This is a genomic window from Bacillus sp. COPE52, from assembly GCF_003355115.1.
Lineage (GTDB): Bacteria > Bacillota > Bacilli > Bacillales > Bacillaceae_G > Bacillus_A > Bacillus_A toyonensis.
The window spans coordinates 2,707,467-2,729,501 of record NZ_CP031292.1; the positions used below are offsets into that span (position 1 = coordinate 2,707,467).

A 22,035-nucleotide genomic window follows, 5' to 3' on the forward strand; every position below is an offset into this window, starting at 1 on the left:
TCCGCTTATTATATCATTCCAATAACCATTTTTTCTAAAGAAAAAATGTAAAAATGTAAATATTCCGCCTATTATTTCTAAAACTTCAGAATATTTACAAAAATAAGAAATTAGAATACATTTTAGTTGTACAAGATTCACCTGTACAAAAATCTAAACAAAAAGGGATGGTTATATGTTGAAGAAATTAGTAGCAGGAACATTAGTAGCGGGTTTTGCATTAACTGGCGGACTAGGCGTAGCAAGTGCTGAAGAAAAAGGTAACACAATTAAGTCATTTGATTATTTAAAAGTGGATGAACAGAATGTTACTTCATTTGCAAAATTAAGTGATCAGGATAAGAAAGACATCCAAATTACTATGGTATTACCAGAGCAAAATGAAAATGGAGATTGGCTAGCTTATGGTTTTACTAGTAGAGAAACATTGGATGCTTATATTGAAAAGGATAAAAAAGTACTTAAAAATAAAATTAATCCTTTAGGTAGTGGTGCTGGTAGTACTGATTTTTATGAACATAAAGATAAAGGTGGCCAATATATTTACTGGAGCAGCGGCTTTAAAAACTTACCATCTAGCTGGAACGACAGAATTTCTTCTGTAAGTACAGCGTCACCTTCTGCAAGTTATTCAACGACACTTTGGGAGCATACTTCTACACAAGGATATGGAAAAGGTGTTTTATTTAAACACGCTGATTGGTATGGTAAAACTGCTAATTTAGCTGCTGATTGGAACGATATAACTTCAGCTATTGAAATTAAATAGTAAAAATTCAAACCACTATTCTCTCATTCATTTAGAGAATAGTGGCTTATTATATTTTCATTTAAACATGTACAGCATGTCCTACCGCCTGCAATAAAGCTTCATGAATTGCCTCAGATAAAGTTGGATGTGCTGCAATATAACCTCTCATAATATCAGCGGTAACTTCTGTATGAATCATTACGGTGCCTTGACCAATTAGTTCAGTTGCACGAGGACCGATAATAGAAATCCCTACAATTTCTTGATATTTAGGTTCCACAATGACTTTTACTTTCCCCATTTGTTCTCCTAAAATAAGAGCTTTTCCGTTCGCTGTAAAAGGAAATTCTCCGATAAGAATATCACCATATTGTTCTCTTGCACCTTTTTCACTTAAACCGACGCTAGCTATTTCTGGAGCTGTGTATATACAACGAGGTACAGCATGATAGTTTACTTTCACATCTTCTCCGCTCGCATGTAATGCTGCTGTCGTTCCTTCATGAAAGGCTACGTGAGCAAGCTGTATTCCTCTAATAATATCACCGGCTGCGTAAATATGTGCTATGTTCGTTTGCATATGCTCATTTACAGTAATCCCTTTATTTGAAAATTGAACTCCTGCTTTTTCTAATCCTAAATCTTGTACACGAGGTTTTCTGCCAACAGAAACGAGAACAAATTCTGGAGTTACTTCGTGCATACTTCCTTCGTATTCAAACGAAGCCTGTTTCTTATAATTGTTTAATCCCTTTAAAGCAGCTCCTGTGAAAATTTCTACACCGTCATTTTCTAATTTCTCTCTTAAAATGCTTGCGATATCTTCATCTTCACCAGGTAGTAATTGCGGTGCCATTTCAACAATCGTTACTTTCGTTCCAAGACGACTATATATACTAGCAAATTCGCAACCTATTACGCCGCCCCCAACAATAAGTAATGAAGCTGGTATGTTTTCAAGGGACATCGCATGACTACTATTTAAAATCCATTCCCCGTCGAATGGAGCAAAAGGTAATTCAGTAGGTTCTGAACCTGCCGCTATAATGAATTGTTCTCCATCCACTATCGCTTCCTTATTCCTCTGCGTAACTCGCAGACGATGATCCGTTTCAAATTTCCCTTTCCCCTTTATAACTTTAATTTTATTTTTCTTCATTAAATATTGTATTCCTTGTACGAGCTGCACAACAATTTGTGATTTTCTCGTCTGTATTTGATTCCAATCAATTGATATACTTCGTTTGTCTACTAATACACCAAAACGTTGCGCATGATTAACAATATTGTATACTTCAGCACTTTCTAACAAAGATTTCGTAGGCATGCACCCGACATTTAAACAAGTTCCACCAAGATCATCTTCATCAATAAGAGTAACATCTTTCCCAGTTTGAGCTGCGGTAATTGCCGCCACATATCCAGCGGGTCCGCCTCCAATAACTACTAATTTATTCATTCTCTCACCTTCTCTTTATAAAAGAATTGTTACCGGTTCTTCTAAGTATTGTTTAATTGTGCGTAAAAATGCAGCTGCTGGTACACCGTCTAGTACACTATGATCAAATGTTAAACTTAAAGGTAACATACTACCTTTTTTTATTTTCTTTCCTTTATATACTGGAACATGTTCAATTGCACCTACACCTAAAATACCAGTTTCAGGTGTATTTAATACTGGCGTAAAATATTCGATACCAAAGCTTCCTAAATTACTAATTGTAAATGTCGTTCCTTTCATACCATCACTACTTAAACTACCTGTTCGTGCCTTTTGTGCCACATTTTTAATCTCTTTAGATAACTCTATTAAAGATAGATTATTTGCAAAGCGAATAGCCGGAACGACTAAGCCATTTTCTAACGCCACTGCCATACCTAAATGAACATGTTCAAATTGATGGATTGCATCATCTATATAAGTGCTGTTCATTTCCTTATGCTCCTGAAGCGCTAATACAACAGCACGAGAAACGAAATCAGTAATGGTTAGTTTGTTATCGTACCGTTTTTGTACAACTTCCGCTATTTCTTTATGTAAAGCAACTAAATCCGTAACATCTACTTTCATCGTTAATGTCAATTGTGCGCTATTTTGGAGGCTTGCTTGCATCCGATTTGCGATTGCTTTCCGCATACCGGTAATAGGGATTATTTTACTTTCTTCTTTTACAAACGTTTCTGGGGTAGCAACTTTTTCTTCAAGTACTTTTAATACATCTGCCTTTGTAATTCTCCCACCAGGACCTGTTCCTATTAATGTGGAAATTTCAAGATTTTCAACTGTTGCCATTTTCTTTGCTACAGGAGATATTTTTATTCTTTGTTTCTTTGATCTTTCTTCCGCGTACGGTTCAGGATGTTGTTCATTTTGAGGTTCTACTTTCGGTATTGATTCTTCTGTAGCATTTACGGTTTCATTTACCGATACCTGTTCATTTGGTTTTCCGATGTAACATATTACAGTACCAGGTGGAACTCCTTCATCTTCACTTACAGCTATATCCAGTACCGTTCCATCAGCGGGTGCTTCTATTTCTGTTTCGATTTTTTCAGAATTAATACTAGCAATTAATTCTCCTTTTGCTACATTATCACCAGCTTTAATATTCCAACTCGTAATAATACCTTCTTTCATCGCCATTCCTAATTTCGGCATTACAACTTCTACAGCCATATTTCTCTCTCCCTTCTCATCGTTTCATTACACATTCAATAAAGAACGGTCCCCAATCATTTCTGATACCGTTTCAATTACTTTCTCTGGCGTTGGTAAATATAGTTTTTCAAGTGGTGGTGAGAACGGAACTGGTGTATGTGGTGCTGTAATTCGTTTAATAGGTGCATCTAATAAATCGAACCCTTTATCCGCTACAATTGCTGCAATGTCTGTTGCGATACTACATCTTGGGTTTGCTTCATCAATAACGATAAGACGATTTGTTTTTTCAACAGATGCTAAAATTGTATCTTCGTCAAGCGGTGATAAAGAGCGTGGATCAATAATTTCTACCTCAAGTCCTTTTTTCGATAATTGCTCCGCAGACGCAAGCGCAGTATGAACTTGCTTCCCAATTGCGACAATCGTTATATGAGAGCCTTCCCGTTTAATATCTGCTTTTCCTAAAGGAATTGTATAATATCCTTCTGGCACTTCACCTTTCATATTGTAAAGTGTTTTATCTTCAAAGAAGATTACTGGATCATCATCTTCAATTGCCGCTAATAATAAGCCTTTTGCATCATACGGGGTGGACGGAACGATAACTTTAATACCTGGAATGCTCGTAAATAACGCGTATAAACTTTGAGAATGCTGAGCTGCTGCGCTAAATCCAGCACCATGCATCGTACGAATTGTAACTGGTACTTTTGCTTTTCCACCAAACATGTAACGGAATTTTGCACCTTGGTTTAAAACTTGATCAAGACAACTACCGATAAAATCATTAAACATTAATTCAGCGATCGGACGTAATCCCGTTGCCGCCGCTGCCATCGCAGCTCCCATATAACCAGCTTCAGAAATTGGTGTATCTAAAATACGATTTCGGCCAAATTCTTGTACAAGCCCTTTCGTAACGCCAAGAACACCGCCCCACGCTTCATCATCTTGCAAATGATCAACCTGTGCACCACCCGCAACGTCTTCACCTATTAAAATTACATTTTCATCACGGTGCATTGATATTTTCATCGCTTCATTGATAGCAGTTGACATACTTACTGTTCTAGTCATTATTTTTCACCCTCCTCTTATTTGTAAGAAACGTATACATCTTTTAATAATTCTTCATCCTCTGGATATGGACTATTTTCACTAAAATCAATTGATCGTTGCACTGCTTCATCTACTGCTTTTTCCATATCAACAAGTTCAGATTCCGTTAATAAACCTTCATGAATTAAATGCTTACGAAAATTCACAATCGCATCTTTTTCATTTAAATGTTCTTCTTTTTCTTCTGAAGTTTTATACGTTTGTGCTTCTCCTTCGAAATGGCCGTAATTACGATATGTCATACATTCAATTAAAGTTGGGCCACCGCCATTACGTGCACGTTCAACAGCCTCTTCCGCTGCTTTATATACCGCTAGTAAATCTTTTCCATCTACTTGAACTCCCGGAATGTTATATGCTTTTGCACGATCAGCAATAGAATCACAACTTGAAGCATATTCAAATGTAGTTGCTTCACCGTAACCATTATTTTCAGCGATAAAAATAACTGGTAACTTCCAAATCGCCGCTAAATTAACCCCTTCATGGAATGTTCCTTCATTATTTGCTCCGTCACCGAAGAAGCAAATACTTACATCTTTTGTTCCTTTATATTTAGCTGTTAATGCTGAACCGCAAGCAAGTGGGAAACCCCCGCCTACAATGCCATTCGCACCAAGCATTCCTTTATCTAAATCGGCAATATGCATGGAACCGCCTTTACCTTTACATAATCCTGTCGCTTTCCCGAAAAGTTCAGCCATCATACCATTTAAATCACACCCTTTTGCAATACAATGTCCGTGACCTCTATGTGTACTTGTAATACTGTCACTATCCGTTAAGTGGGCACATACACCAACTGCTACCGCTTCTTCTCCAGCATATAAATGAACGAAACCTGGTAAAACACCTTGCGCGAACAATTCATGTACCTTATCTTCAAATTTACGAATCTCTAACATTTTTTCATACATCCAGCGAGCTTGTTCTTTCGTAATTTCATTCCCTTTACTTTCAGTTGTTTTTAACATGTCCAGCCCTCCTATTTTCTTGTTCATCTTTTATATTGCAAGAAGCGTGCCAAATTCTAACCTTGATTTAATAGACTTTCTCTTCTTTTTAAAAATAAAAAAGTGGACAAAGCGAGACAGCTGTCTCGTTTTGTCCACTTTTGTTCACCTTACTAGAGAATCATTCCCTTATTCACTATCAAAACTTTTTTGTAGTTTCCGGATGTAAATAATTTGACCAATATGATACGCATTATGAGTAGTTACATTACCTAGCACTTCCCACCACTTCGCGGATACAGGAAATCCAACTACATCACTTTCAACCTTGTCTTCATTAATGAGATTTTGCCATTGTAACAATTTCTCTAATAATTTTTCCCTTAACTCTTCGAATGTTTGATTATCTGATAGCATAAAGCTTTTGTTATTGTCACCAATAGCGGGTACCGCATTAACATTTGATTCTTTATACCTAGTTTGCCACGTTGAGTTCCAATACAGTAAATGTTGTACAATTTCTGCTATACTATTACTCTCTTCATTCGGTTTCCAGAAAGCTTCTCTCTCAGATAAATCCTTCACTGCATCTGAAAATGGCATATACCAACTAGGATCATTCGCATTTGCTAACAACTGATCTGCTAATACGTCTTTCACATGGACCATTTTTCTTCCCTCATTTCATTGGCTTATATAATACTTACTTCTCTATATACGCTGAGTCTACACAATTCCCTTTTTAAATCATTCCAATACATATATAAATGAAAAAACTAAAGCACTTTATCATATAATCTTATTAAAACAACATGTATCATTAATAGATTTTATTCCTATAACTCGTTATGATAAAAGAAAAAGAAAGCGAGCGACCAATGAATAAAAAAATCGCGGTTATTACAGGAGCCTCCAGTGGATTCGGACTATTAACGACACTTGAACTAGCAAAAAAAGAATATATTGTCATTGCTACAATGCGAAACCTTGAAAAACAAGTAAACTTACTATCTCAAGCTACTAAACTAAACTTACAACAAAACATAAAAATTCAACAATTAGATGTAACAAATCAAAACTCTATACATAACTTCCAATTGTTTTTAAAAGAAATTAATAGAGTAGACCTCCTAATAAACAATGCAGGATATGCAAATGGAGGATTTGTAGAAGAAATTCTAGTAGAGGAATATCGTAAACAATTTGAAACGAATCTTTTTGGCGCTATATCAATCACTCAGCTTGTTTTACCATATATGAGAGAACAAAAAAGTGGAAAAATCATTAATATAAGCAGCATTAGCGGCCAAGTTGGATTCCCTGGTTTATCTCCTTATGTATCTTCAAAATATGCATTAGAAGGCTGGAGTGAATCCCTTCGCTTAGAAGTAAAACCTTTCGGAATTGATGTTGCTTTACTTGAACCAGGTTCTTATAACACAAACATATGGGAGGTTGGTAAACAACTAGCTGGAAACCAATCTGATACAACATCTCCTTACAAAGAATATATGGATAAAATACAAAAACATATTAATAGCGGTAGTGATACATTTGGTAACCCGATAGATGTTGCTAATAAAATCGTTGAAATTGCTGAAGCAAAGCGTACTAATTTACGATATCCAATTGGAAAAAGTGTGAAATTTATGATTTTTGCGAAGAAGATTCTTCCTTGGAGATTGTGGGAATTTCTTGTTTTGAGGAGTTTTAGGAAGATGTAAATAAAAAGAGTAACTATCAAGATAAATAATGGTGGCTACTCTTATTAAATATTCATCATTAAAAACCCAAACGATATCAATATGTAGAAAGAGGATCAAAATAAAACAACATTGAAACCATAAAAACAAATGCAAAGAATCCAATTATAGAAAGAATATATTCCTTTGTCTCTCTGTTATACTTCCATTCCATCCATACGCGTAATAAGGAAATTGCTCCAAAATAAATAAGTACAACAATTCCTATATTAGCATTTTCTGCTTTGAACAGATAAATAAAACTTAATATAAGATATACGATAAAAAGACCTATTTCTAATTTTACATGTAAACTATTTACATGCTTATATATCCAAACATTGCCCTTTGGCATATTTAATTTTCTTCTTAAAAACTTTTCTAAAAAATATCCTCCAATTATCATACTAATAACTATAATCCAAATAGTAGAGTTGCCCATTGCATTCCCTCCTATTAAATTAATTATATTTTTAATAAAGTAGACTATATAATTTTTCCATGTTTCGATAATGTTTTCATTTTCTTTATGCTTAAGTAGTAGTTTTATCAAGACATGTTTTATGTATTGTACAACAACAATCTATTTCTCATCCTTTTTGTTTCAGGATGTTTAACTTTTTTCTTGCTATTCTTTCATAAGCGAATATGGATAGTACCTATAAAATTAATAGAGCCATTTTTGTAATTGACGGACCCCCCTCCTTTTATTTTCTTACTTTCATTTTCTCCGGCTGATCACTCGGATACGTAGCATTCTTTTTATTTTCAACATCCCAACTAATAATTGTTGCACTATCTCGCCCCAATTGATGATGCACGTGTTCTAAAACATTGTGAACATTTTCTTTAAGCTCTATCTTATTTTCATTCATATCGTTATACAGATTTAATGGCGTTTCATAACGACGTTCCCCACATTCTAATACCCCATCTGTCACCATTACAATTCGATTGTTGCCAGTACGTAATTCACGAATTCCTGATGAATAGCAAGGTACAGGTAATTCAAATGTATTTACATTGCCAATCCATTCGTAAAAATGACGTTGATTTAGTGCGTATTGCCCTAATTTATGTAATTCATCATGAAATACATAAACGAGACAGTCTCCAATAGATAGCCACCATATGTAGTTTTCTTTTCTTACACATAGTAAAAAAGCTGTTTCACCTTTAACTCTTTTGCACTTTTCTTTAAATGAGGAGGATTGAAAAATTGTAAGTATATGATTTGCAACTGATTGAAAAACTGTTTCAATTCGTTCATTCATCATTATTTTTATATTTACATATTCTTTTTCGATTGTATGTATAACTAAATCAACACTTTCTGCGCTATTATGCCCGTCTAAAATAGCTGCAAATTCCCAATCATCATTTGACCAAACTAACGCACCGTCTTCATTCTTTTTTGCTCCGGCACTTATATTCCCACCGTATTTACCAAGTACAATGTCATCATATTGCTTAACTGAGATTTCCCCTAAACACATTTCCGTATTTCCAACCCATGAATATTGGTTATTATTTGTTGTATACATACTCATTTACCATATAATTTCGTATTCTTTCACATAGTTTTTTAATTTCTTCAGAACCTCCATATGGTGCACCAGTCCAATTTGCTACTTCAGTAGGCGACCAAAATTCTCTTGGTGTATCCGGATAACGGGGAATAATATGCATATGTAAATGCGGTACACCATTACCCGAAACAAACGTGTAAATATGTTCTGCACCTTCGTTTTCTGTTAGCGCTTTACTTATTCTACTTGTTATAAGTCCAAATGCTTTCGCCTCATCTTCATTTAATTCAGCAAGACCAGGTACATGTCTTTTTATATCAATCATTACGTAACCGAGATATGTTTCTTCTGTATCCCAATGGACATGTCCAACGTATATAAGATCGTCTTCATAAATAGCGCCACCTGGAACTATAATGTTTCCTTTATGTTTTTCACAAATGAAGCAGTTTTGTTCTGCTGGATTGTTTATTGACATATCCATCACCATCCTTTTTATATATAATATCATAAAAAAAGGAAAAACAGGTTTTTCATTCCGAAAATTCAATCTTTTAAATTAGGAATTTTTACATTATTTCATTTTAATAATTTGCACCTCATTCCTTCTTCAAAACCGCAATCCCCATTCCAATTACAATCCCAATCGCAATTCCAATTACTACATTATCAGTAAATAAGCCAGGTACTACGCCGATTACAACGCCTATAGCGACACCAATTGTCATTGCATTATTTCTTTTTTTATTATTAGCCAAAATAGCATCTCCTCTCATCATTTCTCCCAATTTAATATTTACATGAATGTTGCTATTTCCTAATATATTTTCTATCCCACTTGAAAATTTCCAAAAAATGTACTTTATTACTTTTCCATTCCCCCTATTTAATCCTCTTTATATGAAAGAATTTTCAAGTCACCATTACATCTACATAGGCATTTACTATAAGAAAGATCAGTTATTCATTGAAGGAGGAACGATTCAAATGTATCCTCATTGGAATCCAAATATAAATCAACAATATGCTTACTCCCCCCATCCCGTAAGAAATACGCTGCATCACGATTCTCAATATATGATGCAGCGCATCGCAAGTCTTGAAAGCCAATTAGCAAAATTAATCTCATTAATCGAAGAAAATAATCAATTAATAAAATCAATGGAACAAGAAAAAAATCAAGTTTGTGCACCAGCTGGCGGTTCTGTTATTGTTCGTATGTAATCTTTTCGAACAAAAAAACACACTTTTTATAATAAAGTGTGTTTTTTTGTTATTTTCTTTTTTGATGAAATCCTTGTGTAATGCGGTCTAATATAATCGCGATGACAACAATGGCTAGTCCCGCTTCAAATCCCATTCCGATATTAACTTGTGTTACAGAACGGTACACATCTACTCCTAGTCCTGGTGCTCCTACAAGTGACGCTGTTACAACCATCGATAACGAAAGCATAATACTTTGATTCACTCCGGCCATAATCGTCCCAGTTGCGAGTGGTAATTGTACTTTAAATAGTTTTTGTGATGCTGTGGATCCAAATGCATTCGCTGCTTCAATTAAATCTTCCGGAACTTGTCTAATTCCTAAGTCTGTAAATCTGATTGTTGGTGGCATCGCAAAGATTACTGATGCAATTATGCCAGGTACTACACCTACTCCGAAAAATGTAATCGCTGGTATGAGATATACGAATGCGGGCATTGTTTGCATAAAATCTAATGTTGGTTTTAAAAACTTTGAGAAACGCTCATTTTGAGATGCTAAAATACCGATTGGAATTCCGACAATAATCGAAATAATAACAGACGTAAGTACGAGTGCTAATGTTTGCATCGTTTGTGCCCAATAGTTAATATTTAAAATAAATAACAATCCGATGAGTGTAAAAATAACTAAAGATAATTTTCTCGTTGTGTACCAAATGAAGAAACATAGGATAATAATCATCAATATGGCTGGTATTATTGTTAAAAAATTAGTGAGTAAATCAACGAATCCTCCGATAATATACGAGAATCCTCGGAACAAACCTTCAAAGTTCTCATATAAACTTGCAACAAACGAGTCGACCCATTCCCCTAATGGAATACGCGGTATACTATTCATCGTCTTTCACCTCTTCCTCAATGTTACCTGCAAGAGCTTGAATGACACTTTCACGTTTAATAATTCCTCTTAACCTTTTCTTCTCATCAATAACGGGTAACGGATATTTCATCTCTGCCATTTTTGCATACGTCTCTTCAAGTAAAGTATCTAAATAAACGTGCGGAATATCGTTAAGTAATAAATCAGCAATCGGCCACTGTTTTTGTACTGCTTTACTTGCATCATCTGCGGTTAATATACCTAAAAACTCATACTTTTTGTTTACAACATATACTGTAGAAACGCCCGCATTTCTCATAATTTGCAGTGCCACACGAGGTCCACGGTCAATTAATAAAGTCTCCGGTCGTTTTAATATAGACTCCGCCGTAATTACTTTTCCTAAATTCACATCCGCAACAAATTTTTCTACAAATTCATTAGCAGGGCTCATCATAATTTCTTCAGGCGTTCCAATTTGAACAATTTCTCCATCTTTCATTAATGCAATACGATCTCCAATTCGAAGTGCTTCATCTAAATCATGAGTAATAAATATTATTGTTTTCTCCATTTTATCTTGTAGCTCTAACAATTCATCTTGCATTTCTTTTCGAATAAGCGGATCTAATGCACTAAATGATTCATCCATAAGTAAAACATCCGGATCATTCGTAAGTGCTCTCGCAATACCAACTCGCTGTTGCATCCCACCACTAAGTTGACTTGGATAATTGTCTTTATGATGATCGAGTCCCACTAACTTAAGTGACTCTAACGCTTTTTTCTCTCGTTCCTCTACTGGAACTCCTTGTATTTCTAATCCGTATGCAACATTTTGTAAAACAGTACGATGCGGAAATAGAGCAAACTTCTGAAACACCATACTCATTTTCGTTCTTCTTACTCTTCGTAACTCTTCTTTTCCCATCGTTGCGATGTCTTCACCATCTATGTATATATGCCCCGCTGTCGGTTTGATTAATTGATTTAGCATTCGAACTAGCGTTGATTTCCCGCTACCGGATAAACCCATAATAACGAAAATTTCTCCGGTGTATACTTCAAACGTTGCCTTTTTCACACCAACATTCATTCCGGTCTCTTTTAAAATTTCGGATTTGCTTTTTCCTTCTTTTAATAAAGAAAGGGCTCTTTGCGGGTGTTTCCCAAATACTTTTGTTACGTTTTCAACACGCACCTTTGTATTATCCATGTCACTACTCCTTTTCTACCCATCTATTTACATAGTGTTGCGATTTTACAAAGAAATATTACATAAAAATGACATTCATAAGATTTCTTTAAAATTCTCGTTTCCGTTCATAATAAGAATGCTTACTTATACATTTATTTAAAAAGGCAAACGTTTCTTAGGAGGTTTTCAATGAGAAAGAAAATATGGCTTATATGCCTTGCATTATTTATTACTATGATTTTCACCTCATGTAATGCAACAAATGCAAATTCGAAAGGAAAAATTAAACTTGGTGTAACAAGTTGGAAAGAAAATATTGCAACTGCAAACATGTGGAAAGTGTTATTAGAACAAAAAGGCTACAAAGTTGAACTCATGTATTTAGAAAAAGCTGCAATTTGGACTGGTGTCGCTCGTGGTGATGTTGATGCAAATTTAGAAGTATGGCTGCCTGTTACGGATAAACCATTAAATGATCGATATAAAAATGACATTGTCTTAAAATCAAAATGGTATGAAGGTACAGGGCTTGGCCTTGTCGTTCCTTCTTATTTGAAAAACATAAACAGTATCGAGGATTTAAATGCACATAAAGATGAACTAGATAACAAAATTGTCGGAATCGAACCTGGCAGCAGCCTAATGAATTTAACAAATAAGGCGATGAAGGAATATGATATTAAACTAAAACTTGTCCAATCTTCAGAAGCTGCGATGATGAGTGAATTAAAAAAGGCATATACGAAAAAGAAACCAATCGCTGTTACGCTTTGGAATCCTCATTGGGGTTTTTCAGAATTTGATTTAAAATATTTAAAAGACCCTAAGAAAGTATATGGTGAAAAAGATGACATTTATTACTCCGTTCGTAAAGGTTTCGAAAAAGATCATCCGGATATTGTGAAATACTTTGATAAATGGAAAATGAACGATGAGCAGCTTGGTACGTTAATGGTCATGCTAAATAAAACGAAAGATCCAGAAGAAGCAGCACGAAAATGGATTGAAAAGAATCAATCGTTAGTTGATGAATGGATAAAAGATTAATAAAACAGGCTAGAGAATTCGCATATTCTCTAGCCTGTTTTATCTTATTTTTTCGTAACAACATCATCTACAATCCCATATTCCTTCGCTTCTTCTGCAGTCATAAAATAATCTCTTTCTGTATCATGTGCTACCCTTTCAATCGGTTGCCCTGTTTTTTCTGCAATCATTTTATTAATATCATGCTTTAGCTTTAATATTCTTTTTGCTGTTATTTCGATTTCAGTTGCCTGCCCTTGCGCACCACCAAGCGGTTGATGAATCATAATTTCACTGTTAGGCAATGCAAATCGTTTTCCTTTTGCACCTGATAAGAGTAACAACGCACCAAATGATGCTGCAAATCCCATACAAAGCGTTTGCACGTCTGGTTTAATTAAGTTCATTGTATCTAATATTGCAAAACCTGCTGTCGTTGATCCACCTGGGCTATTAATGTATAAATATATATCTTTCTCTGCATCTTCCGCTTCTAGAAATAATAATTGAGCTACAACACTACTCGCTACTTGATCATTAATTTCTGAACCGATAATAATAATTCGGTCTTTTAATAACCTTGAATATATATCATAGGAACGTTCTCCTAATTTCGTTTGCTCTACTACATATGGAATTGCATTCATTTTAAATCCCTCCAATAATTGTTATGCCGCACAAAGCATACAACTGTAGGAAGAAGAGTTTTTCGCACTGAGTAATAAGACAGGTTGTTTAGTTGGTAACTTCGTAAAATCTATTGTTGGAAGAAGCTTAGTTAACAATTCCGGCCTTTCTTCACGAATAGACGTTACAACAATATCAATATCTTCTGTGAATTCAACGATTTCAAGCCCTTCTTCACTTACAGTTTTCAGCCTATTTCTACTCCGAAATAAAGAAGCTTTCACTGCTCCTTCCGATACAGAACATACTTTAGCGATATCAGCGATACTATATTGAAAAACATCCTTTAATAATAAAATTGTGGATTGTTGTACATTTAATGAAGATAATACTTTCCCTACCATTTCATGCAAATTTGCAATTTTTTCATGTGGTTCTTCGAAAGTAATTTGTTCCCTTATTTTTTCATGAACTGATTTTGACTTTATCTGGTCTAACCAACGATTTCTAGCTATTTTATATACAAGTGTCATGCAAATATCTTTATTACTATATTTTTGAAGAACTTTACAAACTGTTTCTTGGGCGAGATCTTCCCCATCCCATCTGTTTTTCGTTAAAAACGTACAATACCTTTTTAACTCTGCATAATTTTCAATCAAAAAATTTATATTTGAATGATTCATATCGATATCTTTCTTAAACAATTGCGTTACTTTTGTGCACAAAATAACCACTCCTTTTCAGCGCTTACTTAATAAACGATTGATGAAACGAAAAAGTTACGGGACTTATAAAAAAATAATGTTTATGTTCAATAATTCGCGGTCATAAATATGTTATGTACAATTTTACGTGAGGAGGAACAAATTTGCCAAAATTAACAATTGAAGGTGCTGGCACTTTTGATGTGAAAGAAGGAACAAAGTTAGTATTAGCAATTGAAGATAACGGTGTAAACATTCTTCATCGTTGTGGTGGAAATGCACGTTGCACAACTTGTAGAGTAGAAATTATAGCGGGTGATTTCTGTGAAGCGAGTGCGAATGAAAAAAATGCGATGACAGAAAAAGGGATTGAAGATCATTTACGATTATCTTGTCAAATGCGTGTACATAAAGATATAGTCGTTCGTCCGGTACTTACAGTTGAAAATTCAGGATTAGCTGCCGGTCCACGCCCAGCGGAGTAAAATGATGAATTTAAAACAACTTGTTGGCGAATATGCTGCTAACTTTGTAAAAGATGGAATGAACATTGGACTAGGCACAGGATCTACCGTATATTGGACGATACAAAAATTAGGTCAACTTGTACAAGAAGGACTATACTTTCAAGCTGTTCCAACATCAAAGGAAACTGAAGCTTTAGCAAAGCAACTAAACATCCCGCTGATTTCTTTAAATGACGTACAAAGTCTTGATCTTACAATTGATGGAGCGGATGAAATTGATTCCGATTTACAGCTTATAAAAGGCGGCGGTGGCGCATTACTTCGTGAGAAAATTGTTGCCTCCTCCTCTAAAGAACTCATTATTATTGCTGATGAATCAAAACTTGTGGCTCGTTTAGGTAATTTCCCATTGCCTGTTGAAATTATCCCTTTTTCATGGAAACAAACCGAAAGTAAAATTCAATCTTTAGGGTGTCAAACAACGTTACGTATAAAAAATAATGAAACCTTTATTACCGATAATCATAACATGATTATCGATTGTATATTTCCTAATCATATATCTAATCCTGCTAATTTACACGAACAATTAAAAATGATTACTGGTGTAGTTGATTCAGGATTGTTTATAAATATGACAAGGAAAGCGATTATCGGTACTAAAAACGGGATAAAGGAACTATAATGAAAGCTGACTTTTTAAAGTCGGCTTTTTATTATTTTCTTCTTCTCTTTATAGCTATTTATTATGATATACTATGAAAACAAAAACTGATTACACTAGAAAGGACTGAACAATTTGCAATCCAAACTCATAACAAAACTTACAGATTTAGAAACTGCCTTTCACATTCGAAAAGAAGTATTTGTAAAAGAACAAGGTGTCCCTCTTGAAGATGAATTCGATACCTTTGATAAAATCGGTGAAGAATGTAAACATATTTTAGTTTATTATAATGAGCTTCCTGTAGGTACAGGTCGCATACGATTTGTTGATGGTGCCGGAAAACTAGAACGCATTTGTATTTTAAAAGATTATCGTACATACGGATTAGGTAAAGTAATTATTCAAACGTTAGAAGAAATTGCCCGTAGCAAAAAAGCTACAAAAGTGAAACTACACGGGCAAACACAAGCTAAAGGATTTTATAAAAAATTAGACTATCAAACTTCTTCCAATGTATTTATGGAAGATGGCATTCCACATATACTTATGACGAAAGTATTATCATAATAGAAAGGTTACTATATGAATTTACATGAAGTATTCTTATAGTAACCTTTTTTGTATCTTATTCGTTTTGAATTATTTTTGGTGGATATTCTAATATCATATCTATAAACTTTCAATTTGCTGGCAGTATAATGTTCCTACCGCTTTCGAGTTATTAAAAACAACGCCCCGCAAGATGAAATTCTTGTACAAAAAATTTAATCCCCATGTATTGAGAGTCATACATTCATGTACCTAATAGTGACTTCTATATAAAATTTAAAATTGGTACTATTACACCTACCCCTGTATTGCTAGCCAATTTCAAAATTTTTCAAGAGGACTATTTATACAGATTTTATAATATATAATCTTTACAATTATTTAGATTGCATGATTTGGAATGCGGTATGCTATATTTTTTTCTTTAATGGTATTTGAACCCTCTGAATAAAGATCTATATCCCGTCAATATTCTCCTGTTTTCTCTTTAAAAACCTACCAAGTAGTTTGCTAATTCGGCTAGCTGCTTTTTTTCTATATAAAATTAAAAATTATCCGTAATAGTAACACTTCTGCACTTTGTACTATAAATTTTCATATATTGTATTATGCTTGTCCAAAACGTGAGATTATTACTTACGTTATCTAAATGAAAGAAAGGAGTGAAAATATGCTCTCATCTAGTCGTAAATTCACGCACTTTAATTGTGGTGCACAAGCCCCTAGTACACTACCTGCCCTTGGTTTTGCTTTCAATGCTACTTCACCTCAATTTGCAACATTATTCACCCCACTACTATTACCTAGTACAGGGCCAAATCCTAATATTACCGTTCCCGTAATAAATGATACAATTAGTATTGGAACTGGTATTAGAATTCAAATAGCTGGTATATATCAAATTAGTTATACACTAACAATTAGCCTTGATAATGTTCCCGTAGCACCGGAAGCAGCACGATTTTTCTTGACACTAAACTCATCAACTAATATTATTGCAGGATCTGGAACCGCAGTCCGTTCTAATATTTTTGGCACTGGTGAAGTTGATGTATCCAGTGGTGTCATTCTCATTAACTTAAACCCTGGTGATTTAATTCAAATTGTACCCGTTGAAGTAATTGGTACTGTAGACATTCGTTCGGCAGCGTTAACGGTTGCACAAATTCGGTAATAAAAACGCAATGTGAGCCGAAATATATTATTATAGATTCGACACACATTTATATTAAATAAGCATATTTTATTGTATGGTGACTATTTAGTCATACAAATTTAAAGCTTTCATAGGAGCACACTTTAATGTGTGCTTTATTTTTACTTAAAAACTAAAACATTCTCAAATTATATACATATCAAATAGCGTTTTCAATTATTTACGATAGCGGATGTTAACCTTTTGTACAAGCACTTTTTCCTTTTGTTTAATAATATATATTGATATCTCAAAGAAAGGAGAGTAACATAAGTATGGCAAATTATTTTTATAAAGATGGTAAAAAATATTATAAAAAACAATCACATTCGGACGATCAAAAAAATAACTGTTTTATTGAAACCCATACAATTGCTGGTTCTGCAGAAAATGCAAATGGAAATATACCTGTATCTGTTTTCCTTGAAACCACTGCTCCACAAACTGTATTCGAGGATTTTACAAACAATCATAATAAAACATTAATTCAGTTATTCGTCGTCGGCATGAGTGCACCCGTTCAAGTAACTATTCTCACAAGAAAATCTAGCCGCCCAATTACTACAACATTACAACCTGTTCAAACAAAAATATTTCAAGTTGAAGATTTTCAAAGTCTTACTCTTACAAAACAGGAAGGTTCTACTAGTATAGTTAGTTTATTTGTCCAAAAAACATTTTGTATTTGCTGTAACGAGAATAACGATTCATGTGATGAATATTATCAAGATTGCAATTAATAGATTCACTCACCAGAAGAACCCCTTTTATAAAGGGTTCTTTTTTTCACTCACCACATTTTTAAAAACATTTTAGAATCATACTCAACGATTTTTCTATACATTTCTCATTTCTCCTTTTTTATTATATTAACGCTTTTGTTTAATTACGGGACTTATCATCATTTAATGGAGGAAAGTAAAATTTATAAAAAAGACGACGCTGAATACGTCGTCTTTTTTATAAGCAGAAAAGTGAATTCTCAAGCTTCCTTTTTTTGCATCAAAGCCCATTATCTTTTATTTCATTTTGAGGTAAAACTTACACTGCTCTCCATAAGGATAAAGCATAAATCCAGTTTGGATCCCCATTTCCTTGATGATTTTGTACGGCTTCATACACTTTTCCTTCGTATAGGACTCTATCACCCTTTTTATACGCTTTCTTTGCATCCCACTCTCCATATGAAGCGCTTTCAGTTTTTGTAGTAATTGTGAATATATCACTTTGTACGGATTCATTTCCAGCTACATCAACAGCTTTCACTACATATTTATAAGTCTTATTAGCGAGTAAATTATTATCCATATAAGAAGTCGTATTAGATGTTGCGATTTTTTTCATTGTTCCTTCTATTTCTCTATAAATATCGTAATGGTCTACATCAACATTATCGTCAGATGGACTCCACATTAGGTCCACACTTGACGCTGTCGTTCCCATACTATGTAATCCTTTTGGTTGTGTTGGTGCTTCTGTATCAGGAGCCTCAACTGTTGTTTTTGCTGTAAGCGCTGTACTTTCTTTCGATACATTGCCAGCTGCGTCAATTGCTTTTACAGTATAAGAGTATTCTGTACTTGGTTGTAATTTCTTATCAATAAAATGAGTGCCTGGTACGGTGTCAATCATCTCTCCGTTACGGAAGATTTGATACCCTTTTACTCCTACATTATCCGTAGAAGTGTTCCATGTTAGTTCTATACTATTCGCTGTTACTTTTTGTGTCTGAATTCCATTTGGAATACTTGGCGCTTCTGTGTCTGGTTTCACATTATTGATGAGATTTACATCAATTACATTATAGAACGCATTTGCTGTATCAGCTACATCCCATACAGCTAAAATCACATGGTAGCCACTACGATCCGTAGGTACATTGATTTTGTGTGCTACATTATTTGAAGCTGCGGAACCATCATGTTGTACAGTTCCAATTGGCTCAAAGTCTGCTCTTGTTAGTGCTTTATTTGGATTCCAGCCTATTTTAGTAATGTAGTAGTGCCATTTGCTTGTTAAATGTGGCGCTGTAAACTTCCAAGTAAACGTATTTTCTCCGCCAGTGATTGTATTTTTAAACCAACGATCCGCTGTTTGTTGATCCAAAATACCACCAAATTTTCCGCCTGCAGAAGCGATTTGTCCATCAACTGGACCAGCTTGCGGGAATCCTTTTGGTGCTTCTAAGCTTTGTGGTTCATACATAACACTTCCGCAGTTTACATTTAGTGCACCATAAGTTGGACTACATAAAGCGGAACGGCTACCAGGCTTTTCAACAAAACCATGCGCGTAAGCATTTTGAGGAATAAGTGTCGTGCCGATAATTCCCGCTGTTAATGCAACAGCTCCTAGACTTTTTTTGTTCATTTTCATGTTCTGTAGATGTTTTAAAATTCGATTATTCATGTTCATGTCCCCTTCTTGTTATACTTCGTAGTGTAATGTGGGCTTTGATGTAAAAGAATAACACGAGACAATATTGTAGTGATGTATGCATAAGTTATGCATACACCGTAGTAAAGAAATATTTCATTCCATGTGATATATTTCACTTACTGAATATATCATGACATAGAAATTACCTAAACACGTGCAGAAGTTGTGCAGAAACAGTGAAATTATTATTAACACATAAAACTACATCTTAAAATTATAAAGTAAAAGTTCGTAATAGCAATTATAAATCTTGTAAAAAAAGGCCATATAAAAGCATTTTGTATACGCGGATGGATTGCACCAAGTCTTCTCGAAATATTTGTTAATCAACTTGATATGCATAGCGATGTAAGATTATATTTTTTTGTAACACCCTTCCATTTCCATATTCAATATATGTCTCTATTGGGTACGTGAAATTACTTATGTATTGCGAATAATCCTTAATGTTTCAAAATAGTTTCATAAAACTTGTCATACTCTTCATAGTATTGGATTTTTAATTTTTCTATTAAACTTGTATCTGGTGAAATAATTTCAATTACGTCTGTACTTATATACAACAAATAAGTATCGTTATAAAAAGAAATATAAGCTTGCTAACCACCATTAACGACATACTTGCAATATTTATATACTTCATCTTCATTGACACCTTTAATCGTAGTAAATATGATTGTACTTTCAAGATCATCAACGTCTACTTGCGTTTCTGTCCAATTTTTAATCTTCATGAACCTTCCAATTTTTGTTTTCTCATTTACTCTCTTACTTTTACCATATGTTATATAACCGGAAGTAAATGAAACGTCAATTGTATCGGGGCTTTTAAAAAGTTCAGTCAGTAGTCCTCTTAATTTTCTCAAATTCCCCTCAAATAATTCTATATCGAATCTAATTCTATTTTTTGCCTCCACTTGAAAAAATGGTGTAGCTGTCATATCTTCAAAATTCACATTTAATACTTTCATTCTTTCCATATAATTAATTCCTCGCTTCATATAACATAAAAGTGTCTACATCATTTAATATAGACACCCTTTCACATATATAGTTTTAATACCGGCCAGTAAATTTAAAAACTTCATCAACTGCTTGCGTATACCCACCTGATTTTCGGAGAGACTCCTTCAAATTCAAAGCAGCTTCTTTATATGATGGATTACTTAATACTATTTCTACACTTTTACTAAGTTTATCCGCAGTTAATCCTTGCATTTGCAATTTAACTCCTGCTCCGAGACTCTCTACTCGCTTTGCGATTACTGGCTGATCTGCACTTTGCGGAATTACAACGAGTGGAACTCCGTTATATAGTCCTTCATGCGTACTGTTCATCCCGCCATGTGTAATAAATAATTTTGTATATGTAAGTAGTTCGGTTTGCGGTACATAGTTTTTCACAATGAAGTTTTTAGGAATATCACCTAAATCACTTATTTTCGTTTTACTACCAATAGACATAACAATTGTATGTTTACTATTTTCGAATGCCTTCATACAAAGTTTATAAAAATTAATTGCTTCATTAAAAACAGTACCTAGTGAAATGTAAATCAGGCTTTGTTCTTCAATTGAAGTATAATCAAAATCTTCATTTTCCCCTTGTGCAGAAATAGATGGACCTACAAATTTAAATGTTTCATTAAACGTATTACCAAAAGGTTGGAACTCCTTAATCGTATACACAATAGTAAGCGGTGCTGGATTACAGAAAACTTCATACGGTGAATTTATTTCAACACCATATTTCCCTGCAATTTCTCTAGTTAAGTTTTGAAAATCATTATATATTCTATTCTGCACTTCCACTGGGATATTTTTAGAAAGATGGTCTAACATTTGTTTAAATGCTTTTTCATCCTGCGCAAAAGATGTACAGGAATTTATGGCCGGAAGATTAAGAATTTGGGCAATTAAATGACCACAGCCAAACATAGAATCGTGGATCATGTAATCAAAATATTCTCCTTCAATTTGCTCTAAAACACTAGGTATTACAATATCTGCTGTATGTAGAAGGCCGTTTATTCTTTCCTGTAAATAATTTCGACCACCGGAAAGAAATGCTTGTATAAATTTTTGATCATCTATCGTTCGTACAGTAGCACCTGTCTTCTCAATACGCTCCCTGAAAGCCTCTATTGAAAAATAAACGACCTCTTCACCGCGAGAAATCAGTTCTTCTACAACTTGTAATGTTGGATTTATATGTCCTTCTGATCCAGCGTTAATGAATAAAATACGTGCCATTCAAAATACTCCTTACATTTTAAAATTTCTATGTTGTAAAGAGTATGGATATTTTCCAT

The 22,035-nt window shown here is 34.2% G+C and carries 24 protein-coding genes and 1 pseudogene; 9 read left to right on the plus strand and 16 right to left on the minus strand.

The features are described 5' to 3' along the window. The first annotated feature begins 175 nt into the window (after positions 1-175). Positions 176-769 (plus strand): hypothetical protein, encoded by a 594-nt coding sequence (locus tag DPQ31_RS13460; RefSeq protein WP_000914451.1) that lies wholly within the window; start codon positions 176-178, stop codon positions 767-769. A 61-nt stretch (positions 770-830) separates the two neighbouring features. Here DPQ31_RS13460 and lpdA read toward each other — a convergent pair whose 3' ends face one another. The 5 genes from lpdA to DPQ31_RS13485 form a co-directional block, all read right to left on the minus strand. Then, positions 831-2,210: a dihydrolipoyl dehydrogenase gene (gene lpdA / locus DPQ31_RS13465; RefSeq protein ID WP_098711325.1), complete on the minus strand. Its 1,380-nt coding sequence runs from the start codon at positions 2,208-2,210 to the stop codon at positions 831-833. Positions 2,211-2,225: 15 nt separating this feature from the next. Further along, complete coding sequence (locus DPQ31_RS13470; protein WP_097958968.1) at positions 2,226-3,428, minus strand: dihydrolipoamide acetyltransferase family protein; 1,203 nt, start codon at positions 3,426-3,428, stop codon at positions 2,226-2,228. Between the two features lie 27 nt (positions 3,429-3,455). Continuing rightward, positions 3,456-4,490, minus strand: a complete 1,035-nt coding sequence (gene acoB / locus DPQ31_RS13475; RefSeq protein WP_208732033.1) for an acetoin:2,6-dichlorophenolindophenol oxidoreductase subunit beta — start codon at positions 4,488-4,490, stop codon at positions 3,456-3,458. A gap of 17 nt (positions 4,491-4,507) precedes the next feature. Next, a complete protein-coding gene (gene acoA, locus DPQ31_RS13480; protein ID WP_070173311.1) occupies positions 4,508-5,506 on the minus strand; it encodes an acetoin:2,6-dichlorophenolindophenol oxidoreductase subunit alpha in 999 nt (332 codons plus the stop codon). A 168-nt stretch (positions 5,507-5,674) separates the two neighbouring features. Continuing rightward, the gene (locus DPQ31_RS13485) at positions 5,675-6,154 is read right to left on the minus strand and encodes a DinB family protein (RefSeq protein ID WP_000233795.1); all 480 of its coding nucleotides are present in this window, start codon (positions 6,152-6,154) and stop codon (positions 5,675-5,677) included. Positions 6,155-6,363: 209 nt separating this feature from the next. On the opposite strand from DPQ31_RS13485, the gene DPQ31_RS13490 reads away from it, so the two are divergent. After that, complete coding sequence (locus DPQ31_RS13490; protein ID WP_222615863.1) at positions 6,364-7,209, plus strand: oxidoreductase; 846 nt, start codon at positions 6,364-6,366, stop codon at positions 7,207-7,209. Between the two features lie 76 nt (positions 7,210-7,285). Here the strand turns inward: DPQ31_RS13490 and DPQ31_RS13495 are convergent, their stop codons facing one another. The 4 genes from DPQ31_RS13495 to DPQ31_RS13510 form a co-directional block, all read right to left on the minus strand. Further along, the gene (locus DPQ31_RS13495; RefSeq protein WP_000528453.1) at positions 7,286-7,669 is read right to left on the minus strand and encodes a DUF4181 domain-containing protein; all 384 of its coding nucleotides are present in this window, start codon (positions 7,667-7,669) and stop codon (positions 7,286-7,288) included. A 265-nt stretch (positions 7,670-7,934) separates the two neighbouring features. Next, positions 7,935-8,777, minus strand: coding sequence for a PP2C family serine/threonine-protein phosphatase (locus DPQ31_RS13500; RefSeq protein ID WP_098711327.1), 843 nt, complete (start codon positions 8,775-8,777; stop codon positions 7,935-7,937). Then, positions 8,755-9,240, minus strand: a complete 486-nt coding sequence (locus DPQ31_RS13505) for an HIT family protein (protein ID WP_208732035.1) — start codon at positions 9,238-9,240, stop codon at positions 8,755-8,757. Before DPQ31_RS13505 ends, DPQ31_RS13500 begins: the two co-directional genes overlap by 23 nt. Before the next feature lie 115 nt (positions 9,241-9,355). After that, entirely contained in the window at positions 9,356-9,532 is a 177-nt protein-coding gene (locus tag DPQ31_RS13510; protein ID WP_001213777.1) for a glycine zipper domain-containing protein, read from the minus strand. Between the two features lie 211 nt (positions 9,533-9,743). On the opposite strand from DPQ31_RS13510, the gene DPQ31_RS13515 reads away from it, so the two are divergent. After that, on the plus strand, positions 9,744-9,980 hold the full coding sequence (locus DPQ31_RS13515) for a hypothetical protein (protein ID WP_000283217.1): 237 nt from the start codon (positions 9,744-9,746) through the stop codon (positions 9,978-9,980). Positions 9,981-10,029: 49 nt separating this feature from the next. Here DPQ31_RS13515 and DPQ31_RS13520 read toward each other — a convergent pair whose 3' ends face one another. Together DPQ31_RS13520 and DPQ31_RS13525 are read right to left on the minus strand one after the other, a co-directional pair. Next, positions 10,030-10,866, minus strand: coding sequence for an ABC transporter permease (locus tag DPQ31_RS13520; RefSeq protein ID WP_001084771.1), 837 nt, complete (start codon positions 10,864-10,866; stop codon positions 10,030-10,032). Next, positions 10,859-12,064: a quaternary amine ABC transporter ATP-binding protein gene (locus DPQ31_RS13525; protein ID WP_000370617.1), complete on the minus strand. Its 1,206-nt coding sequence runs from the start codon at positions 12,062-12,064 to the stop codon at positions 10,859-10,861. Before DPQ31_RS13525 ends, DPQ31_RS13520 begins: the two co-directional genes overlap by 8 nt. Before the next feature lie 171 nt (positions 12,065-12,235). On the opposite strand from DPQ31_RS13525, the gene DPQ31_RS13530 reads away from it, so the two are divergent. Then, positions 12,236-13,093 carry a glycine betaine ABC transporter substrate-binding protein gene (locus tag DPQ31_RS13530; RefSeq protein WP_001227651.1) on the plus strand — a complete coding sequence of 286 codons (858 nt, stop codon included), beginning with the start codon at positions 12,236-12,238 and terminating at the stop codon, positions 13,091-13,093. Between the two features lie 44 nt (positions 13,094-13,137). On the opposite strand, the gene clpP is transcribed toward DPQ31_RS13530, so the two are convergent. Next, the gene (gene clpP, locus DPQ31_RS13535) at positions 13,138-13,719 is read right to left on the minus strand and encodes an ATP-dependent Clp endopeptidase proteolytic subunit ClpP (protein WP_000991620.1); all 582 of its coding nucleotides are present in this window, start codon (positions 13,717-13,719) and stop codon (positions 13,138-13,140) included. A gap of 21 nt (positions 13,720-13,740) precedes the next feature. Continuing rightward, positions 13,741-14,427, minus strand: a complete 687-nt coding sequence (locus tag DPQ31_RS13540) for an RNA polymerase subunit sigma-70 (protein WP_098711328.1) — start codon at positions 14,425-14,427, stop codon at positions 13,741-13,743. 143 nt (positions 14,428-14,570) lie between these two features. On the opposite strand from DPQ31_RS13540, the gene DPQ31_RS13545 reads away from it, so the two are divergent. From DPQ31_RS13545 to DPQ31_RS13565, 5 genes are all read left to right on the plus strand, one after another. Next, on the plus strand, positions 14,571-14,891 hold the full coding sequence (locus tag DPQ31_RS13545; RefSeq protein ID WP_001125383.1) for a 2Fe-2S iron-sulfur cluster-binding protein: 321 nt from the start codon (positions 14,571-14,573) through the stop codon (positions 14,889-14,891). A gap of 4 nt (positions 14,892-14,895) precedes the next feature. Then, positions 14,896-15,558 (plus strand): ribose-5-phosphate isomerase RpiA, encoded by a 663-nt coding sequence (rpiA, locus tag DPQ31_RS13550; protein WP_098711329.1) that lies wholly within the window; start codon positions 14,896-14,898, stop codon positions 15,556-15,558. Between the two features lie 114 nt (positions 15,559-15,672). Further along, positions 15,673-16,107: a GNAT family N-acetyltransferase gene (locus DPQ31_RS13555; protein ID WP_098711330.1), complete on the plus strand. Its 435-nt coding sequence runs from the start codon at positions 15,673-15,675 to the stop codon at positions 16,105-16,107. Positions 16,108-16,759: 652 nt separating this feature from the next. Then, a complete protein-coding gene (gene exsF / locus DPQ31_RS13560) occupies positions 16,760-17,263 on the plus strand; it encodes an exosporium protein ExsF (protein WP_000953228.1) in 504 nt (167 codons plus the stop codon). Positions 17,264-17,559: 296 nt separating this feature from the next. Then, positions 17,560-18,024, plus strand: coding sequence for a hypothetical protein (locus tag DPQ31_RS13565; protein ID WP_000024959.1), 465 nt, complete (start codon positions 17,560-17,562; stop codon positions 18,022-18,024). 301 nt (positions 18,025-18,325) lie between these two features. On the opposite strand, the gene DPQ31_RS13570 is transcribed toward DPQ31_RS13565, so the two are convergent. The 3 genes and pseudogenes from DPQ31_RS13570 to DPQ31_RS13580 form a co-directional block, all read right to left on the minus strand. After that, entirely contained in the window at positions 18,326-19,693 is a 1,368-nt protein-coding gene (locus DPQ31_RS13570; RefSeq protein ID WP_208732036.1) for a lytic polysaccharide monooxygenase, read from the minus strand. A gap of 473 nt (positions 19,694-20,166) precedes the next feature. Next, a pseudogene (locus tag DPQ31_RS13575) lies at positions 20,167-20,703 on the minus strand (phosphatase). A gap of 76 nt (positions 20,704-20,779) precedes the next feature. Next, positions 20,780-21,976: a macrolide family glycosyltransferase gene (locus DPQ31_RS13580; protein WP_098911904.1), complete on the minus strand. Its 1,197-nt coding sequence runs from the start codon at positions 21,974-21,976 to the stop codon at positions 20,780-20,782. Positions 21,977-22,035 lie beyond the last annotated feature (59 nt).

Excerpts from the sequence above, each read along its gene's own strand:
- exsF (WP_000953228.1), top strand. The coding sequence starts at position 16,760 with ATGCTCTCATCTAGTCGTAAATTCACGCACTTTAATTGTGGTGCACAA.
- DPQ31_RS13515 (WP_000283217.1), top strand. The coding sequence starts at position 9,744 with ATGTATCCTCATTGGAATCCAAATATAAATCAACAATATGCTTACTCC.
- DPQ31_RS13510 (WP_001213777.1), bottom strand. The coding sequence starts at position 9,532 with ATGAGAGGAGATGCTATTTTGGCTAATAATAAAAAAAGAAATAATGCA.
- DPQ31_RS13565 (WP_000024959.1), top strand. The coding sequence starts at position 17,560 with ATGGCAAATTATTTTTATAAAGATGGTAAAAAATATTATAAAAAACAA.
- DPQ31_RS13490 (WP_222615863.1), top strand. The coding sequence starts at position 6,364 with ATGAATAAAAAAATCGCGGTTATTACAGGAGCCTCCAGTGGATTCGGA.
- DPQ31_RS13580 (WP_098911904.1), bottom strand. The coding sequence starts at position 21,976 with ATGGCACGTATTTTATTCATTAACGCTGGATCAGAAGGACATATAAAT.
- lpdA (WP_098711325.1), bottom strand. The coding sequence starts at position 2,210 with ATGAATAAATTAGTAGTTATTGGAGGCGGACCCGCTGGATATGTGGCG.
- DPQ31_RS13485 (WP_000233795.1), bottom strand. The coding sequence starts at position 6,154 with ATGGTCCATGTGAAAGACGTATTAGCAGATCAGTTGTTAGCAAATGCG.
- acoB (WP_208732033.1), bottom strand. The coding sequence starts at position 4,490 with ATGACTAGAACAGTAAGTATGTCAACTGCTATCAATGAAGCGATGAAA.
- DPQ31_RS13530 (WP_001227651.1), top strand. The coding sequence starts at position 12,236 with ATGAGAAAGAAAATATGGCTTATATGCCTTGCATTATTTATTACTATG.
- DPQ31_RS13460 (WP_000914451.1), top strand. The coding sequence starts at position 176 with ATGTTGAAGAAATTAGTAGCAGGAACATTAGTAGCGGGTTTTGCATTA.
- DPQ31_RS13500 (WP_098711327.1), bottom strand. The coding sequence starts at position 8,777 with ATGAGTATGTATACAACAAATAATAACCAATATTCATGGGTTGGAAAT.
- DPQ31_RS13495 (WP_000528453.1), bottom strand. The coding sequence starts at position 7,669 with ATGGGCAACTCTACTATTTGGATTATAGTTATTAGTATGATAATTGGA.
- clpP (WP_000991620.1), bottom strand. The coding sequence starts at position 13,719 with ATGAATGCAATTCCATATGTAGTAGAGCAAACGAAATTAGGAGAACGT.
- DPQ31_RS13505 (WP_208732035.1), bottom strand. The coding sequence starts at position 9,240 with ATGGATATGTCAATAAACAATCCAGCAGAACAAAACTGCTTCATTTGT.
- DPQ31_RS13570 (WP_208732036.1), bottom strand. The coding sequence starts at position 19,693 with ATGAATAATCGAATTTTAAAACATCTACAGAACATGAAAATGAACAAA.
- rpiA (WP_098711329.1), top strand. The coding sequence starts at position 14,896 with ATGAATTTAAAACAACTTGTTGGCGAATATGCTGCTAACTTTGTAAAA.
- DPQ31_RS13470 (WP_097958968.1), bottom strand. The coding sequence starts at position 3,428 with ATGGCTGTAGAAGTTGTAATGCCGAAATTAGGAATGGCGATGAAAGAA.
- DPQ31_RS13525 (WP_000370617.1), bottom strand. The coding sequence starts at position 12,064 with ATGGATAATACAAAGGTGCGTGTTGAAAACGTAACAAAAGTATTTGGG.
- DPQ31_RS13520 (WP_001084771.1), bottom strand. The coding sequence starts at position 10,866 with ATGAATAGTATACCGCGTATTCCATTAGGGGAATGGGTCGACTCGTTT.
- acoA (WP_070173311.1), bottom strand. The coding sequence starts at position 5,506 with ATGTTAAAAACAACTGAAAGTAAAGGGAATGAAATTACGAAAGAACAA.